This window comes from Sporosarcina saromensis, from assembly GCF_054901285.1.
In genome coordinates this window covers 3,106,751-3,122,297 of record NZ_CM142738.1, presented here as the reverse complement: position 1 = coordinate 3,122,297, position 15,547 = coordinate 3,106,751, and the positions used below count along the sequence as shown (strand labels likewise).

General features: G+C 40.6%; 18 protein-coding genes and 1 other annotated feature. Of the genes, 16 read left to right on the top strand and 2 right to left on the bottom strand.

The features are described from left to right. Positions 1-113: 113 nt before the first annotated feature. The 9 genes from nrdR (at position 114) to ACVHUV_RS15960 (ending at position 7,543) form a co-directional block, all read left to right on the top strand. Complete coding sequence (gene nrdR, locus ACVHUV_RS16000) at positions 114-578, top strand: transcriptional regulator NrdR (RefSeq protein ID WP_317942865.1); 465 nt, start codon at positions 114-116, stop codon at positions 576-578. Between the two features lie 34 nt (positions 579-612). Further along, the gene (locus tag ACVHUV_RS15995) at positions 613-1,020 is read left to right on the top strand and encodes a replication initiation and membrane attachment family protein (RefSeq protein ID WP_462085261.1); all 408 of its coding nucleotides are present in this window, start codon (positions 613-615) and stop codon (positions 1,018-1,020) included. After that, entirely contained in the window at positions 969-1,979 is a 1,011-nt protein-coding gene (locus ACVHUV_RS15990; protein WP_462085260.1) for a replication initiation and membrane attachment family protein, read from the top strand. The genes ACVHUV_RS15995 and ACVHUV_RS15990 overlap by 52 nt, the downstream gene beginning before the upstream one ends. A 3-nt stretch (positions 1,980-1,982) precedes the next feature. Continuing rightward, a complete protein-coding gene (dnaI, locus tag ACVHUV_RS15985) occupies positions 1,983-2,930 on the top strand; it encodes a primosomal protein DnaI (RefSeq protein WP_371389365.1) in 948 nt (315 codons plus the stop codon). A gap of 64 nt (positions 2,931-2,994) precedes the next feature. Next, positions 2,995-3,234, top strand: a binding site (T-box leader). 50 nt (positions 3,235-3,284) lie between these two features. Beyond that, positions 3,285-5,222, top strand: coding sequence for a threonine--tRNA ligase (thrS, locus tag ACVHUV_RS15980; protein ID WP_462085259.1), 1,938 nt, complete (start codon positions 3,285-3,287; stop codon positions 5,220-5,222). 522 nt (positions 5,223-5,744) lie between these two features. Continuing rightward, positions 5,745-6,251, top strand: a complete 507-nt coding sequence (infC, locus tag ACVHUV_RS15975) for a translation initiation factor IF-3 (RefSeq protein ID WP_317942871.1) — start codon at positions 5,745-5,747, stop codon at positions 6,249-6,251. 26 nt (positions 6,252-6,277) lie between these two features. Next, complete coding sequence (gene rpmI, locus ACVHUV_RS15970) at positions 6,278-6,478, top strand: 50S ribosomal protein L35 (protein WP_041075504.1); 201 nt, start codon at positions 6,278-6,280, stop codon at positions 6,476-6,478. A gap of 115 nt (positions 6,479-6,593) precedes the next feature. Beyond that, a complete protein-coding gene (gene rplT, locus ACVHUV_RS15965; RefSeq protein WP_060209871.1) occupies positions 6,594-6,953 on the top strand; it encodes a 50S ribosomal protein L20 in 360 nt (119 codons plus the stop codon). A gap of 299 nt (positions 6,954-7,252) precedes the next feature. After that, positions 7,253-7,543, top strand: coding sequence for a DUF1294 domain-containing protein (locus ACVHUV_RS15960; RefSeq protein WP_462085258.1), 291 nt, complete (start codon positions 7,253-7,255; stop codon positions 7,541-7,543). A 78-nt stretch (positions 7,544-7,621) separates the two neighbouring features. On the opposite strand, the gene ACVHUV_RS15955 is transcribed toward ACVHUV_RS15960, so the two are convergent. Further along, entirely contained in the window at positions 7,622-8,011 is a 390-nt protein-coding gene (locus ACVHUV_RS15955; RefSeq protein WP_317942878.1) for a sigma-w pathway protein ysdB, read from the bottom strand. 400 nt (positions 8,012-8,411) lie between these two features. Here ACVHUV_RS15955 and ACVHUV_RS15950 point away from each other — a divergent pair, with 400 nt between their 5' ends. From ACVHUV_RS15950 to ACVHUV_RS15935, 4 genes are all read left to right on the top strand, one after another. Further along, positions 8,412-8,897 carry a dUTP diphosphatase gene (locus ACVHUV_RS15950; RefSeq protein WP_317942880.1) on the top strand — a complete coding sequence of 162 codons (486 nt, stop codon included), beginning with the start codon at positions 8,412-8,414 and terminating at the stop codon, positions 8,895-8,897. Between the two features lie 83 nt (positions 8,898-8,980). Continuing rightward, positions 8,981-9,475, top strand: coding sequence for a helix-turn-helix domain-containing protein (locus ACVHUV_RS15945; protein WP_317942882.1), 495 nt, complete (start codon positions 8,981-8,983; stop codon positions 9,473-9,475). Between the two features lie 194 nt (positions 9,476-9,669). After that, positions 9,670-10,650, top strand: coding sequence for a zinc-binding dehydrogenase (locus tag ACVHUV_RS15940; protein WP_462085257.1), 981 nt, complete (start codon positions 9,670-9,672; stop codon positions 10,648-10,650). A 49-nt stretch (positions 10,651-10,699) separates the two neighbouring features. Beyond that, the gene (locus ACVHUV_RS15935; protein WP_462085256.1) at positions 10,700-12,379 is read left to right on the top strand and encodes a formate--tetrahydrofolate ligase; all 1,680 of its coding nucleotides are present in this window, start codon (positions 10,700-10,702) and stop codon (positions 12,377-12,379) included. 81 nt (positions 12,380-12,460) lie between these two features. Here ACVHUV_RS15935 and ACVHUV_RS15930 read toward each other — a convergent pair whose 3' ends face one another. Beyond that, positions 12,461-14,158: a M3 family oligoendopeptidase gene (locus ACVHUV_RS15930; protein ID WP_462085255.1), complete on the bottom strand. Its 1,698-nt coding sequence runs from the start codon at positions 14,156-14,158 to the stop codon at positions 12,461-12,463. Positions 14,159-14,499: 341 nt separating this feature from the next. On the opposite strand from ACVHUV_RS15930, the gene tnpA reads away from it, so the two are divergent. Genes tnpA through ACVHUV_RS15915 form a run of 3 tightly spaced genes read left to right on the top strand, consistent with a single transcriptional unit; the run spans position 14,500 to position 15,514 of the window. Next, positions 14,500-14,835: an IS66 family insertion sequence element accessory protein TnpA gene (gene tnpA / locus ACVHUV_RS15925; RefSeq protein WP_317946915.1), complete on the top strand. Its 336-nt coding sequence runs from the start codon at positions 14,500-14,502 to the stop codon at positions 14,833-14,835. Continuing rightward, on the top strand, positions 14,825-15,184 hold the full coding sequence (gene tnpB, locus ACVHUV_RS15920; RefSeq protein WP_317946914.1) for an IS66 family insertion sequence element accessory protein TnpB: 360 nt from the start codon (positions 14,825-14,827) through the stop codon (positions 15,182-15,184). The genes tnpA and tnpB overlap by 11 nt, the downstream gene beginning before the upstream one ends. Positions 15,185-15,223: 39 nt before the next feature. Further along, positions 15,224-15,514 carry an IS66 family transposase gene (locus tag ACVHUV_RS15915; protein WP_462085254.1) on the top strand — a complete coding sequence of 97 codons (291 nt, stop codon included), beginning with the start codon at positions 15,224-15,226 and terminating at the stop codon, positions 15,512-15,514. Positions 15,515-15,547 lie beyond the last annotated feature (33 nt).

Below are 15,547 nucleotides of genomic sequence, written 5' to 3'. Positions count from 1 at the left end.
AGACAACCTCTTTTTCGTCGTGATTCCCTAAATCTTTCTTACATCCTTTTCGATTTTTCCCTTGAACATCTGTTATAATCAAAGGACTATACGGAAATACGGAGGAAGCTAAAATGATATGTCCAGCTTGTCATTACAATGGCACCCGAGTCATCGATTCCAGACCAGCTGAAGAGAATCGATCTATTCGGCGACGAAGAGAATGTGAGAAATGCGCATTTCGTTTTACGACTTTTGAAAAGGTCGAAGAAATGCCGCTCATTGTCGTCAAAAAAGACGGTACACGGGAAGAATTCAGCAACGAGAAATTATTACGAGGATTGATAAGGGCTTGTGAAAAGAGACCGGTTGATCTGGAAGCTCTTAAAAACATTGTTTATCATATTGAAAAAGAGTTAAGAAGTTCAGGGACAGTGGAGATTCGCTCAGAAAACGTAGGGGAAATGGTGATGGAAAAATTGGCGGATGTCGATGAAGTGGCCTATGTCCGTTTTGCATCTGTCTATCGTCAATACAAAGACATTACGGTTTTCATTGAAGAACTCCAAAATTTACAAACGAAAAAAGAGAGAAATTAAGCTTTGAAGCCTGAAAGAGAGGAGTTCCGACAATATGCTATATCAAGAATTACAACCGATTGACACTTATAAAATCATGATGGCGCATCCATTTTCGGATTATGATCGACAACTCCTCACTTTGTTTTACCAACCACTTATCGGACCGCAATCGATGAGTCTGTTTTTGTCGTTATGGGCGGATGCAGAGCGAAATCTTGAAAGTGAATACAATCACTACCACCTCATGAACTTACTAACTATGCCACTTGGTCAAGTTTTTGAAGCTAGAATCTCTCTTGAAGCGATTGGCCTATTGCGGACATTTTGTAAGGAAGAGAGTGAAGACCGCTCGTTCATCTATGAACTTTTGCCGCCGATGGATGCGAAATCTTTCTTTGAAGATCCTTATTGTCCACATTTTTATTCAGTAAGATTGGTGAAAATGCGTACCGTGGATTAAAAGCTCGGTTTACCCTCTCTGATCAAAAAATGGATGGCTATAATGAAGTTTCGCGTACATTTCTCGACGTGTACAAGCCGATCCGTTCAAGTGGATCGGAAATTGAACAGGAACCAACGAAACTATCAGGGAAATCGGTGTCAGAAGGCTTACCATTTGCCAACTTTGATTTTGATTTCCAACTTCTTCGGGCAGGGTTATCAGAACAAATGGTACCTCAATCTGCTCTTGCTTCCGTTTCAAAAGAATTTATTGGGAAACTGGCATTTCTTTATTCATTAACGCCAATGGATATGCAAAAAGTAATTATGATGGCGTTGGATGAAGATTTGAATCTACCAGAAGAACGCTTACGAAAAGCTGCTACAGATTTCTACAAGCTGAATATTTCTCGTAATGCCCCTAAACTTGAAAAAGTTTTTCATAAGGAAGCACCTCCTCTTAAAAAAGAACCTGTCACTCGTGAAGATGAACTTTTACAGTACATGGAAACGGTCTCGCCGCGAGAAATGTTAAGGGATTATACAGGGAAAGAACCACTTCCTGTCGATGTGCAGCTTGCTGAACGTTTAGTAACGGTACACGGTTTCACAGTTGGCGTTGTCAATGTCCTGTTACATTATGTCATTATCCGAAATGACGGGAAAATAACGAAAAACTATGCAGAACGGATTGCGTCTCACTGGGCTAATAAAAAAATTACAACTGCAAAGCAAGCAATGGACATGTCTAGAAAAGAGCACGACCAGTATATGCAATGGCAAAAAGAAGGAAGTAAGCAGACAAACTCTCGAAAACAAAGGCAAGGAAGAGAAGAGAAGCTGCCGGAGTGGTTCCGTAAAAACGATGAAACAGATGATCGTAAACAAGCTAACAAAAAGGATGTTGACCCATCCATGGATGAAAAACGTCGTCAACTAATCGCCAAGTTAGATGCGATGAGAACGGAGGGGAAATAATAGATGGAGCGAATCGGAAGTACATTAAGAAGGGTTGTCAATCCGTCAGAGTTGGCGGCTAGATATGAAGCGGTGCGAAATGAAGTGATGGAATCTCCCGCTGTTCAACAGTTTATTGAAGAGCATGCGGCTTCCATTGACAAAGCGGTTGTTGAGAAGAGTTTAATGAAGTTATATGAGTTTGTGTCTGCTTCACATCAATGTGAAAAGTGTCCACATCTGGATGGGTGCATAAACGTAATGAAAGGCTTTGAACCAAAACTTGTTTTGTCGCAAGGGTTCATTGACATTGATTATGTTAAATGTCCGAATAAATTGGTTGACGATGAAAGACGAAACATTACGAATATGATTGATAGTATGCACATGCCAAAAGATGTGATGGAAGCGCGTCTTCACCATGTCAATTTAGAGCATGATGACAGTCGCATTATTGCAATTGAAGCAGCCGCACAATTTCTTAGTGAATACAGTGAGACAGGAAAACTGCCGGAGCGCGGATTCTACATTTACGGGCCATTTGGAACGGGCAAATCTTATATTCTTGGAGCACTTGCGAATGAACTTGCTAATCGTCGAGTGAGGACAGTCATTGTTTATATTCCCGAGTTTCTGCGGGAAATTAAACAATCGATTCAAGACCAAACGTTCAATGACAAGATTGACTTTGTGAAGAAAGCGGAAGTCCTTATGTTAGATGATTTTGGTGCTGAATCCATCTCTGCCTGGGCGCGAGATGAAGTGCTAGGTACGATTTTACAATACCGAATGGCAGAGAAATTGCCTACTTTCTTTACCTCGAACTATAATTTTAAAGAGTTGGAGCATCACTTAGCGTATACGCAACGAGGTGAAAAGGAAGAGGTTAAAGCAGCGAGAATTATGGAACGCATTAAAACGGTAAGTAAACCGATTGAATTGAAAGGTTCCAACCTTAGAAATCGGAATTGACATGAAGGACAAATCGTCACTTGCAATTTTCTGAGACATTCCTTATACTAATGAGTATTATATTCGAAATGTATTGAAGAGGACATGAATCGATAGCTCCACTTACAGAGAACAGGGTCTTTAGGCTGCAAGCCCTGTAGTTGCGAACATCGATTTACCACCTCTGAACAGCATCAGTGAACTTCTTTAGTAGCTGATGACGGCCCCGGCCCGTTAGCCGTTTCAGAGCTCCATGTCCGCGAGTACGTATCGAGGATGTGGAAGGAAGAAGGGTGGAACCGCGAGCAATAGCTTCGTCCCTTTATTGGGATGGGGCTTTTTTTGTTCAAAAAAATCGAGTGAGGAGTGTTTACAATGGCAGAACAGATTCAATTAAAATTTCCAGATGGTGCGATAAAGGAATTTCCCGCGGGCACAACAACAGAAGAGGTTGCTGGATCTATCAGCCCTGGTCTAAGAAAAAGTGCGTTGGCAGGTAAGGTTGGAGAGAAACTTGTGGATTTGAAAACACCAATCCTTGAAGATGGTGACATTGCCATCATTACTCCCCAATCAGATGAGGCGCTTGAAATCTTACGCCACAGTACTGCGCATTTACTGGCACAAGCGGTAAAACGCAAGTTTCCAGATGCAAAATTAGGGATTGGACCAGTCATTGACAATGGCTTCTATTATGACATCGATTCACCTACACCGATTACAGCGGAAGATTTGCCTGAACTTGAGAAGGAAATGAAACGCATTATCGGTGAAAATTTACCGATTATCCGCCATGATGTTTCGCGTGATGAAGCAGAAAAACGTTTCAAAGAAATTGACGATCCCTATAAGATTGAATTGCTTGAAGCGATTCCAGCCGGCGAGCAAGTATCCATTTACGAGCAAGGAGAATTTTTCGACCTTTGCCGCGGAGTACACGTTCCATCCACAGGCAAGCTGAAGGAATTCAAACTGTTAAGTATTGCGGGTGCATACTGGCGAGGCGATTCCAAGAACAAGATGCTACAACGTATTTATGGAACAGCATTCTTCAAAAAAGAAGATTTACAAGAACATTTACGCTTGTTGGAAGAGGCGAAGGAACGGGATCACCGTAAAATCGGAAAAGAGTTAAATTTATTTACAAACTCCCAAAAAGTCGGTCAAGGCCTTCCTTTATGGCTACCAAAAGGTGCAACAATTCGTCGAATCATTGAAAGATATATTGTCGATAAAGAAGTGAAGCTTGGTTACGATCACGTGTATACGCCTGTACTTGGAAGTAAAGCATTATATGAAACTTCAGGCCACTGGGGACACTACCAGGACGGCATGTTCCCGGTCATGAGTATGGATAATGAAGACCTAGTGCTCCGTCCGATGAACTGCCCACACCATATGATGATTTATAAAAATGGCATCCATTCTTATCGGAATTTGCCTGTCCGTATTGCGGAACTTGGCACAATGCATCGTTATGAAATGTCTGGCGCATTGTCAGGGTTACAACGTGTCCGTGGAATGACTTTGAATGATGCGCATATCTTTGTTCGTCCGGATCAAATCAAAGACGAATTCCGTCGAGTTGTTCAATTAATCATTGATGTGTATAAAGATTTCAATATTAATGATTACTCATTCCGTCTGTCGTACCGTGATCCGGCAGATACTGAAAAATATTATGATGATGATCAAATGTGGGAACATGCACAACGTCTATTGAAAGAAACAATGGATGAAATGGGCTTGGACTATGTAGAAGCAATTGGAGAAGCAGCATTCTATGGTCCTAAGCTGGACGTTCAAGTTAAAACAGCGATTGGTATGGAAGAAACACTTTCGACTGCACAGCTTGATTTCTTACAGCCGGAACGCTTTGAATTGACATATATCGGGGAAGACGGAAAGCAACACCGTCCTGTAGTCATCCACCGTGGTGTCGTTTCAACAATGGAACGTTTTGTGGCTTTCTTAATCGAAGAGTACAAAGGCGCGTTCCCGACATGGCTTGCACCTGTCCAAGTCGAAGTGATTCCAGTTTCACCTGATGCGCATTTTGAGTATGCCAATAAAGTGAAAGAACAGTTGGTTGCTGCAGGCTACCGAGTAGATCTTGATAGCCGTGATGAGAAGATTGGTTATAAGATTCGTGAAGCGCAAGTACAAAAAATTCCTTATATGCTAGTACTAGGCGATAAAGAAGTCGAGTCTGGAGAAGTGAATGTACGTAAATATGGTGAGCAAAAATCAGAAAGCATGCCGTTTGCTGACTTTTTGAACTTGATAAAAGCGGATGTTTCACACGAGGAATAATTTCTTGAGTTGTTTAAGTTCAGCCAGGTAATCGAGTTTTCCTGGCTGAACTTTTTAACAGCATTGCGGTATGTGAAAGTAGCGCTTTAAATTAAACGGTTGACATTCCTTTTATTGAATGATAGACTTATTAAGGTTAATGAATACAGTTTGTGGTATAAGAAGGAGCTGCCCGCTTCTCACCTGATCGACGCTTTACGTTGTTGACAGGTCAGCACATGAGTGAACGTGCCGTACACGTAGGTGTACGTACACATAAGCGGGTAGACAAATGTACTGTTTGTCTACCTTTTTTATTGTCCGGATTACGGGCACCAGTCCCTCGGAATTGCTACGTTCCTAAAGGAAATTGCATGATAGCTGTTTTTTTACGGGTTATTTAGCTCTTTTTCTGAACGTTCCGGTGCCCTGTGCTCTTCTTAATCGAATGGACTATGGGGCCCCTGCCGGAATGGTGGGCGGTATACCCAAACCGTGTATTCGCGAGACAACATTCGGAGGTGGATTACTATTAGCAAAGACATGTACGTAAACGAGGGCATCCGTGCCCGCGAGCTGCGCCTAATTGACCACAATGGCGACCAGCTTGGAATCAAATCACGCAACGAGGCACTTGATATTGCAGCCCGCGCGAATTTGGATCTTGTCCTTGTCGCTCCAACAGCAAAACCCCCTGTAGCCCGCGTTATGGACTACGGAAAATTCAAGTTCGAACAACAGAAGAAAGAACGCGAAGTGAGAAAGAACCAAAAAATCATTAACGTCAAAGAAGTGCGCTTAAGCCCAACAATTGACGAACATGATTTCCAAACAAAGCTTCGTAACGGTATCAAATTCTTGCAAGCAGGGGACAAAGTAAAAGCGTCTATCCGTTTCCGTGGTCGTGCAATTACGCACAAGGAAATCGGTCAACGTGTATTGGACCGCTTTGCAGAAGAATGCAAAGAATTCTCAACGGTTGAAGTGAAACCGAAAATGGAAGGCCGGAGCATGTTCCTAATACTTGCACCGACTGCCGAAAAAAAGTAACACGAACGATTTAGGAGGAACAGATCATGCCAAAAATGAAAACTCACCGCGGATCCGCAAAACGTTTCAAAAAAACAGCAACTGGTAAAGTGAAACGCGGCCGTGCTTACACAAGTCACCTTTTTGCTAACAAGTCTACGAAAGCTAAACGCCACTTGCGCAAAGCTTCACTTGTTTCTTCTGGCGACTACAAACGTATCCGTGAAATGATCACATACATGAAGTAAGACTTTCAAACCCGTTCATAGGGGAAGGCATCAAGGTATGTCAAACGACGCCAGCCTAACTTCTCTTTGAACAACTATTACAACATTCTTTAGGAATAGCAGGAGGTAATGAACTATGCCACGCGTAAAAGGTGGAACAGTGACGCGCAAGCGCCGTAATCGAGTATTGAAATTAGCCAAAGGTTACTTTGGTTCAAAACATAGACTTTACAAAGTAGCAAACCAACAGGTCATGAAATCATTCAACTATGCATACCGTGACCGCCGTCAAAAGAAACGTGATTTCCGTAAACTATGGATTACACGTATCAACGCAGCTGCACGCATGAACGGTCTTTCTTACAGCACACTTATGCACGGTTTAAAAGTTGCTGGTATCGAAGTAAACCGCAAAATGCTAGCTGACCTTGCAGTAACAGATGCACAAGCATTTGCACAACTTGCAGAAACAGCAAAAAAATCAGTCGCAAAATAATTGATTGATGATAAAAAAGCCCTTCAACCGATTTAATTGGTTGAAGGGCTTTTTGTATGTGTTTTTGAGGAGAGGGGTGTGTTGTGATGCGAGGGAAGAGTGTTGTGATACGGCGGGTTTACGTTGCGATACGAAGGGTTTACGTTGTGATACGCCGCGAGTGTTGCAATTGTCTACCGTCAATGCCAACAAAACCATGCCAGGAACGACTGTGGGGGTTTTATACATATGAAAGCAATTCATTATCCTTCCAATTGCAACTCGCTACCGTGTAAAATAATAGGGGGGAGTTGAATCGTATGAATGAAATTTTCATGAGTTGGATACTGTTTGCAACGATATGGGCTTTTGCAGCGATGGGCTATGATAAAAGACAGGCAAAACGCAAAGCGAGACGGGTGCCGGAGAAGAATCTTTGGTTTCTTGCATTTGTGGGTGGTGCAATTGGCTCTTATGCAGGAATGTTGATCTTTAATCATAAAACACGGCGAACAACATTTAGGATTGGCTTTCTACTATTAGCGGTTGTGTACATACTGCTCATCCTTTATTTACTGGGAATCGATATATTGAAAATTACTTCTAGATAAGAGAGTCGTTTAGAATAAATATACCGCATGCAATTAAGTATCCTGTAACTTAATCGAATGCGGTATCTAGCATTATTCTTACTCGCTTGTTTTCTTCATCAACTGCTCAATTGGATTCTTCCAACTAACTTCTGCTTGAGGATAGTTCGATTGAATTTCCGAAGAGAGGAAATGAAAATCATCTTTCGTAAATCCTTGAAGTTTTGTTTCGTCCTTTACCCAAACGAAAATAGAGACTACTTCGAATGCGTTATCTGTCGTACCTAAATACTTCTCTCCTTCGAACAGCGCTCCTTTATACGTAATAAAGAAGTTTTTCCGTACATTTTTTACATCATCATAAAAGTAATACTGTTCTCGTTCATACGCATCATCCAATTTCCGCATAGGATCGATTACATAACGTATACCTCGATAAAATAAGTAGATGATGAAAGCGATAATGAAAATACGGATTACGAAGATCATACTTGCCATCCCCTTAAAGAAAAATAAATTTAGTCATCTACGTATACGGATGACAAACAGTTTGGTTTCAAGATATTCAAAAAAAAAATCAATTATCTCTCCGAAATTACTTGCTGTCAAAACATTCTCTAATTAACAAAAAGAAGTGCGGAGATAATAGGTGTTTATTACTATACTTTGCACATTTTTAATTTATACATATAGTAGTTCTTATTATCTAATTTTAACCCTTTTTTTCGAAATAACAACTCGAACTTACATAAAAGTAAATAGTGTAAATGAATTAATGAAATAAAATAAGTTTATTAAGAAATAAAACGTTCGCTTTCATATGCCTATGCGTTATAATTAACATAGCTAGTTTGGTTTCAAGATATTTTTATTTCGGAGGGATTGTTTAATGAATTTAACAACACTATTTGATATGCAGAAGGAATTGGATGCATATATACAAACGAATCAGGAAGTACGTCGAGATGTATTTCAAGAAAAAGGACTAGCGCTTATTATTGAACTTGCTGAATTAGCAAATGAAACTAGATGTTTTAAATTTTGGAGTACAAAAGGTCCTTCAGAAAAAGAAATCATACTAGAAGAGTATGTGGACTCCATACATTTTCTACTTTCACTAGGTATTGAAAAAAACTTGGATACGCTTGATTATTGGCCGGACGGTGAAGTTTCTGGAGACTTAACCTCAATATTTCTCCAAACAATTTCTGCCATTCAACAATTCATCTTACATAGCTCTATGGAACATTACATAAACGTATGGGTTCACTATGCTGCGATTGCAAAAGCATTGGATTTTGGAACAAAAGATATTATACATGCATATATCCATAAAAATGAAGAAAATTATAAGCGACAACAAACCGGGTATTAATCCTTTATATAAAAATAATTAGGATTGACATATTGAACTAGGAAAAATATGATAGAGATAAGTATATTGGAGGGGGCATAACGGTGAACGATTGGAGTAAAGAAGACTTTGGGATAAGACTAAAGACCTTGAGAGAGCAGAGAGGCTTATCAATGATGGCTTTTGGCGCCGCGATAGGAACGTCAGCAAGTAGAATAAAAGATTGGGAAAAAGGTAAGAATGCCCCTTCGGCAGCATGGATTGCAAAAATTTCTGAGCGATTTAATGTATCCACGGATGAATTAATTTTAGGTGATCCAAAAACATCTCGAGCTTTTACACCGAGTGGTTCCTCAAATGTAGATATGTTGTATGAACGTTTACGCGAGAACTTAATCATCGGAAAAGAAAATGATGAGCAAGGCGAAAAAATTACAGACTTATATATTTCGATTGATGCTGAAAATAAAGAACGTTATCGAAGTGGTCGTGGACGAAGACTTGCTGAACGTGAGTTACTGTCCATCTTGACGGAGTTGCCGAAAAAAGATGTGTTGGAATTGCTTGAACTTGCGAAAGTGAAGAAACGCTGGTTATAAATGATACATTGCAGAGCCTTTTTACGAAATGTGATATATTGAAAATTGGCTTCTTATACAAATAGGAAAAGGCGCAAAGGATTAATCTTTGCGTTTTTTATTTGCAAAATTATCAATGTGAAAATATTCCGTATGTGTTGTATGATAGAAAGTGGAGAAGAATTAGTATAATTATTATTAACTGGGGGGCGCTTATGAAGGCAATTTTTCATGAAAAAGGAGAATTGAAAGTTGGTAGAGTGGAAGAGCCGAAAGCTAAAAAGGGCGAGGTTGTTGTCTCCATTCATGCTGCTGGATTAAACCGAAGGGATTTGATGATTCCTCGTCGCAGAGGTGATGCAGCGGAGCCGCTCGTACTAGGGTCCGACGGTGCTGGTGTCATCGAGTCGCTTGGTGAAGGGGTTATGGATTGGGCTGTTGGAGATGAAGTAATCATTAATCCCTCGTTACGGTGGTATGAGAATCACACGTGTCCACCAGAAGAGTTTGAGATTTTAGGCATGCCGGATAACGGTACATTCGCTGAAAAGATTGTTATATCTGCTGAACAAATTGAAAGAAAACCTACTCATTTGTCGATGGAAGAAGCTGCTGTAGTCTCGTTATCAGCGTTAACGGGTTATCGAGCGGTATTCACTCAAGCTGACGTGAAAAAAGGCGACACGGTTTTTATACCAGGTGCGGGAAGTGGTGTGGCAACTTTCCTTATCCAGTTTGCTAAAGATGTCGGTGCACGTGTTATCGTAACTTCCCGTTCGGAAGAAAAGAGACAGAAAGCAATTGAACTTGGAGCTGATGTAGCCATTGACACTTCTAGCAACTGGGTTGAAGCATTAGCAAACGAAACGATCGATATTGTCATCGATAGTGTAGGAAAGGCAACTTTCAACCGGTCTTTGGAAGTGTTAAAACGTGGTGGACGAATCGTCGTATTTGGCGCAACAACAGAAGATCTTGTGGAATTAGATTTACGAAAGTTTTTCTACGGGCAATATCAGTTGTTCGGCTCAACAATGGGTAGTCGAGATGAGCTACGAGCAATGCTTAAGCATATGGACAAGTTTAAGACAAAACCGGTTATTGACCGTGTGTATAATTTAGATGATGGAATGGACGCGTTTCGAGCTTTAACGAATAGTGAACAGTTCGGAAAACTTGTACTTAAGATTAAGTAAAAAATGACGAGCACGAGGTACGTCTTTTAGGAGAAGGGTGGCGGCTAGATTGACAAAAGAAGCAAAACCATTAACAGACTTAGCAATCGCTAATGCAGCGGTGATGAAGCCAATTGGGGTTATTGCACAACAAGCGGGTATACCAGAGGAAGCAGTTGAGCCCTATGGCCGATACAAAGCGAAAATTGATGTAGCAAAATTACCAGTTGCTAAATCAAACGGTAAAGTTGTATTAGTGACGGCCACGAGTCCAACACCGGCAGGAGAAGGGAAATCCACCGTCACAGTTGGTTTGGCAGATGCATTGGCAAAATTAGGGAAGAAATCTATGATTGCTTTGCGTGAACCTTCTTTAGGACCTGTGATGGGAGTAAAAGGTGGAGCAGCAGGTGGTGGATATGCACAAGTGCTGCCGATGGAAGAGATTAATCTGCATTTTAATGGTGATATCCATGCAATTACGACAGCTAATAATGCGTTAAGTGCCATGATAGATAATCACTTACATCAAGGGAATGCGCTTCAAATTGACCCAAGACGGATTACATGGAAGCGTGTACTGGACATGAATGATCGGGCACTACGTCATGTGACGATTGGACTTGGCGGACCAGGTCAGGGAATTCCAAGAGAAGACGGGTTTGACATCACGGTCGCTTCGGAAATTATGGCAGTTTTCTGTTTAGCAACAAGCTTGGATGATTTAAAAGAGCGTTTGTCCCAAATGGTCATCGGCTATACGTATGACAAAGAAGCGGTGACCGTAAGAGACCTAGGTGTCGAAGGTGCTTTAACGTTATTGTTAAAAGAAGCGTTTAAGCCTAATCTTGTGCAAACAATTGAAGGGACGCCAGCACTTATTCATGGAGGGCCTTTTGCCAATATTGCGCATGGTTGCAATTCATTAATGGCGACAAATACAGCTAGGCAACTTGCAGATATTGTTGTCACAGAAGCGGGTTTCGGATCTGATTTAGGTGCTGAGAAATTCATGGATATAAAAGCGCGAAAAGGTGGTTTTTCACCGGATGCTGTTGTTATAGTTACGACAATACGCGCTTTAAAAATGCATGGTGGTGTGGCGAAAGCTGAGTTGAGAACTGAAAATGTTCAAGCGGTTGCGGCTGGCATCGTGAATCTTGAAAAGCATGTGGAAACGGTGCGGGCGTTCGGAGTTCAACCCGTAATTGCATTGAATCAGTTTGTAGCAGACACAAAAGCGGAACTCGATTATGTGTTAACTTGGTGTGAGAAGAACAATGTAAGAGCTGCGTTAACAGATGTTTGGGGGAATGGTGGTGAAGGCGGTAGAGCATTAGCTGAACAAGTGCTTGAACTGCTGGATGAACCGAATCATTTTGCACCCCTTTATGATGTGGAACAATCCGTTATTGATAAAATCACAACAATCGTACAGACGGTCTATGGCGGAAATGGTATCGTGCTTACAGATAAAGCTAAAAAAGATCTGCTACAAATTGAGCAAAACGGATGGGACATTTTACCGATTTGCATGGCAAAAACACAATATTCATTCTCGGATGATCCGAAAAAACTAGGGAGACCAAAGGATTTTACGATTACAATCCGCGAAATTTTGCCGAAGCTTGGGGCTGGATTCCTCGTCTGTCTCACGGGCGACATTATGACAATGCCTGGTTTGCCTAAACAACCTGCAGCACTTCAAATGGATGTCGATGAAAAAGGCAATGCTGTCGGCTTAATGTAAAGGATTAGACGGTGAATAAAAGCAGAAATAAAAAATGCATGAGGGAATGAGCCTTCATGCATTTTTTTAGTTATGTTGAAATTATAACGCTTTATCGTCTACTTGGTTCAACCAATTTTCTATTGAACCAATAACCGATTCCACAGAACCATCTTCGAATGGCGATAGTAAATTTGCTTCTTTTACAAGTTCAGTAAAAGGCTTCGAACCACCTAATTTACAAAGGTGTAAGTAATCGTTCCAAGCTTCCTCACGATTTTCAAAAGATCGTTTCCAAAATTGGAACGCACAAATTTGAGCTAGCGTATAATCAATATAATAAAATGGAGATTGATAAATGTGAGATTGACGTTGCCAAATGCCTCCGGCTTCTAAGAAAGGAATGCCGTCATAATCTCTCATTGGCAAATAGGTTTTTTCTATTTTTTTCCAAGCTTCTTTTCGTTCTGTCGGTGACATTTCTGGATTTTCGTAAATAACGTGTTGGAATTCATCGACTGCAACACCGTATGGTAAAAATAGTAGGCCGCTGCTTAAATGTGCAAACTTGTACTTTTCAGTTTCCTCTTGAAAGAAAAGTTCCATCCAAGGCCATGTGAAAAATTCCATACTCATCGAATGGATTTCCGCACCTTCGTATGTTGGCCAAACGTATTCAGGGATGCCGATGTTCCTGCTGGAATACACTTGGAAAGCATGCCCGGCTTCATGTGTCAAAACGTCGATATCTCCAGAAGTACCATTAAAGTTGGAGAAGATGAAAGGAGAATCATAGTCGTCAATAAATGTGCAATAGCCACCTGATTCTTTTCCTTTTTTTGCAACAAGGTCAAGTAAATTCTTTTCAGTCATATAACGGAAAAATGTGTCCGTTTCAGGAGACAGTTCTGCGTACATTTTCTTTCCATTCTCAATAATCCACTCGGGTGATCCTTTTGGCGTGGCATTCCCACTTAAGAAATTGAGCGTTTGATCGTAATACTTCATCGATTCGATTCCGATGCGTTCTGCTTGTCGTTTATAAAGCTTGTTTGCAATTGGAACGATAAAATCACGGACTTGGTCACGGAAATTTTTCACCATTGCTGCGTCATAGCCAATTCGATTCATTCGGACATAACCTAATTCTACAAAATTGTTAAATCCTAATGTTGTCGCGATTTCATGCCTAACTTTCACGAGTTCATCGTATATTCTGTCGAACGAGTCACCATTTGCTTCATAAAATGAAAATGACGCTTCCATTGCAGCTTTGCGAACGGATCTGTCCGTAGATTCTGCGTATGGACCTAGTTGGGCAAGTGTTAACGTTTTACCGTCAAATTCAATTTGTGCAGATGCGACAAGCTTTGAGTATTCGGATACGAGTTTATTTTCTTTTTGCAATAACGGTAAGATTTCTGGTGAAAATGATTTAATCGCATTATCTGCTAATGCGAACAGTTGTGGTCCCCATTTTTCTTCAAGTTGTTTGCGAAACGGTGTTGCAACAAGTTCTTTGTAAAAAGCCGTTCCGAGTTCTTGGAATTCAGGATCGATTTCATCAAAATATTCACGTTCCTGTTGATAAAACTCATCGTTCGTGTCGATTGATGAACGGATAAGCATAATATTGGATTGTGTAGAGTAATTAGAGTTGATGCGATTAATGCTTTCGATAATTTCATTTTGAGATTCAAAAGAGGTTGCACCTTTAAATTGCTCGAGTAGATCAAGAAATTGCTCCTTAATACGTGGCAAATCAGGTCTCTTATATTCATAGTCTTCGAATTTCAACATTCCCATTCCTCCATTTGTATACTGTGAATTGTATTCACTATCTTCATTGTTCATGAATTGTTGGGAAAATGCAAAAGAAATTTACTAGTAGGAGAAAGTATTTTTAAATTTGCAACTGGTTCGGAAAAGAAGGCTGCGATTTGGAAATGGATGGAGGTATTTTCGGAAGATTGCGCTGTTGGTGAGTAGTATGCGGTGATTTTCGGAAGTGTGCTTTGTTTACGAGAAATATGCTTGCGATTTTCGGAAGAATGGTAAGCGTTAATCGAAATACACCTTATTCTATTTGTTTGTCCATGCAATACTGGTAGTAACTTTTAGAAACAGAGAGGTGTTTGAGATTGTCAGAATTAGCGAATCCATCCGCGATACATGATGAAAAAGATGCTCGCTGGATTGAGATTATTGAACAGTGGAAGGATAGCGGTATGACCATGTCAGAATGGATCAGGGGGCAAGATGAAGTCACCTATTATCAACTAGTGAACGCTAGAAGAAGACTTTATCCAGAAGAAGTTTATGGAACTGGAAAACCCAATACTTGGTCAGCTATTACAATGGAGTTGCCGTCCTCTTCTATGAATGTTCATGTAAATGGTTTATATATAGAGGTCCCTCCGGGATTCGATCGAACACTTCTATTGGAGATTGTGGAGGTGTTAAAAGATGCGAATTAATCTCGAGGGGGTGAAAGGTGTTTTCCTCGCACACGGCTCAACTGACATGCGTCTTTCAATGGACGGTCTAGCAGCTCGTGTACAAGAAACTTTTGAATTAGATCCTTTTTCTTCGAACCTTTTTATTTTCTGTAATCGCCAACAGGACCGAATAAAAATCCTTCACTGGGATCATAATGGCTTTTGGCTCTACTATCGAAGACTCGAAAACGGTACATTTAACTGGCCGCAAGGTCCAGAAGATGAGACCATGCAAATTACACCTAGGCAATTAATTTGGTTACTTGAAGGGTTAACATTGGAAGACGGAAGAGTATTTCCGAAAATGAATGTAAAAAAAGTTGTCTAACCGCATAAAGATTATGGTAAATATGTCGATATTTATAATATGAGAAACCTAAATGATCACTCACCCCAATTAACTGAACAGGATACAAAGATTGCGGCTCTTGAAGAGGAACTACTCTGTCTAAAAGCAATCATAGCTAGGTACGAAGAGATGTTTCGATTACAAAAGCAACGCCAATTCGGAGCTTCAAGTGAGAAGTTTCCGAGTGGTCAATTGACACTTTTTGGTGAGGAAACATCACATTCTTCTACCCTGGAAAATACGACAGTGCAAGGAACTTCAAAAGCTTACAATCAAAAAAAAAGAAACGAAAAGTTCGGGAAAGCCTAAACAATGAGCTACCTGTAACAGTCGTTCACCACA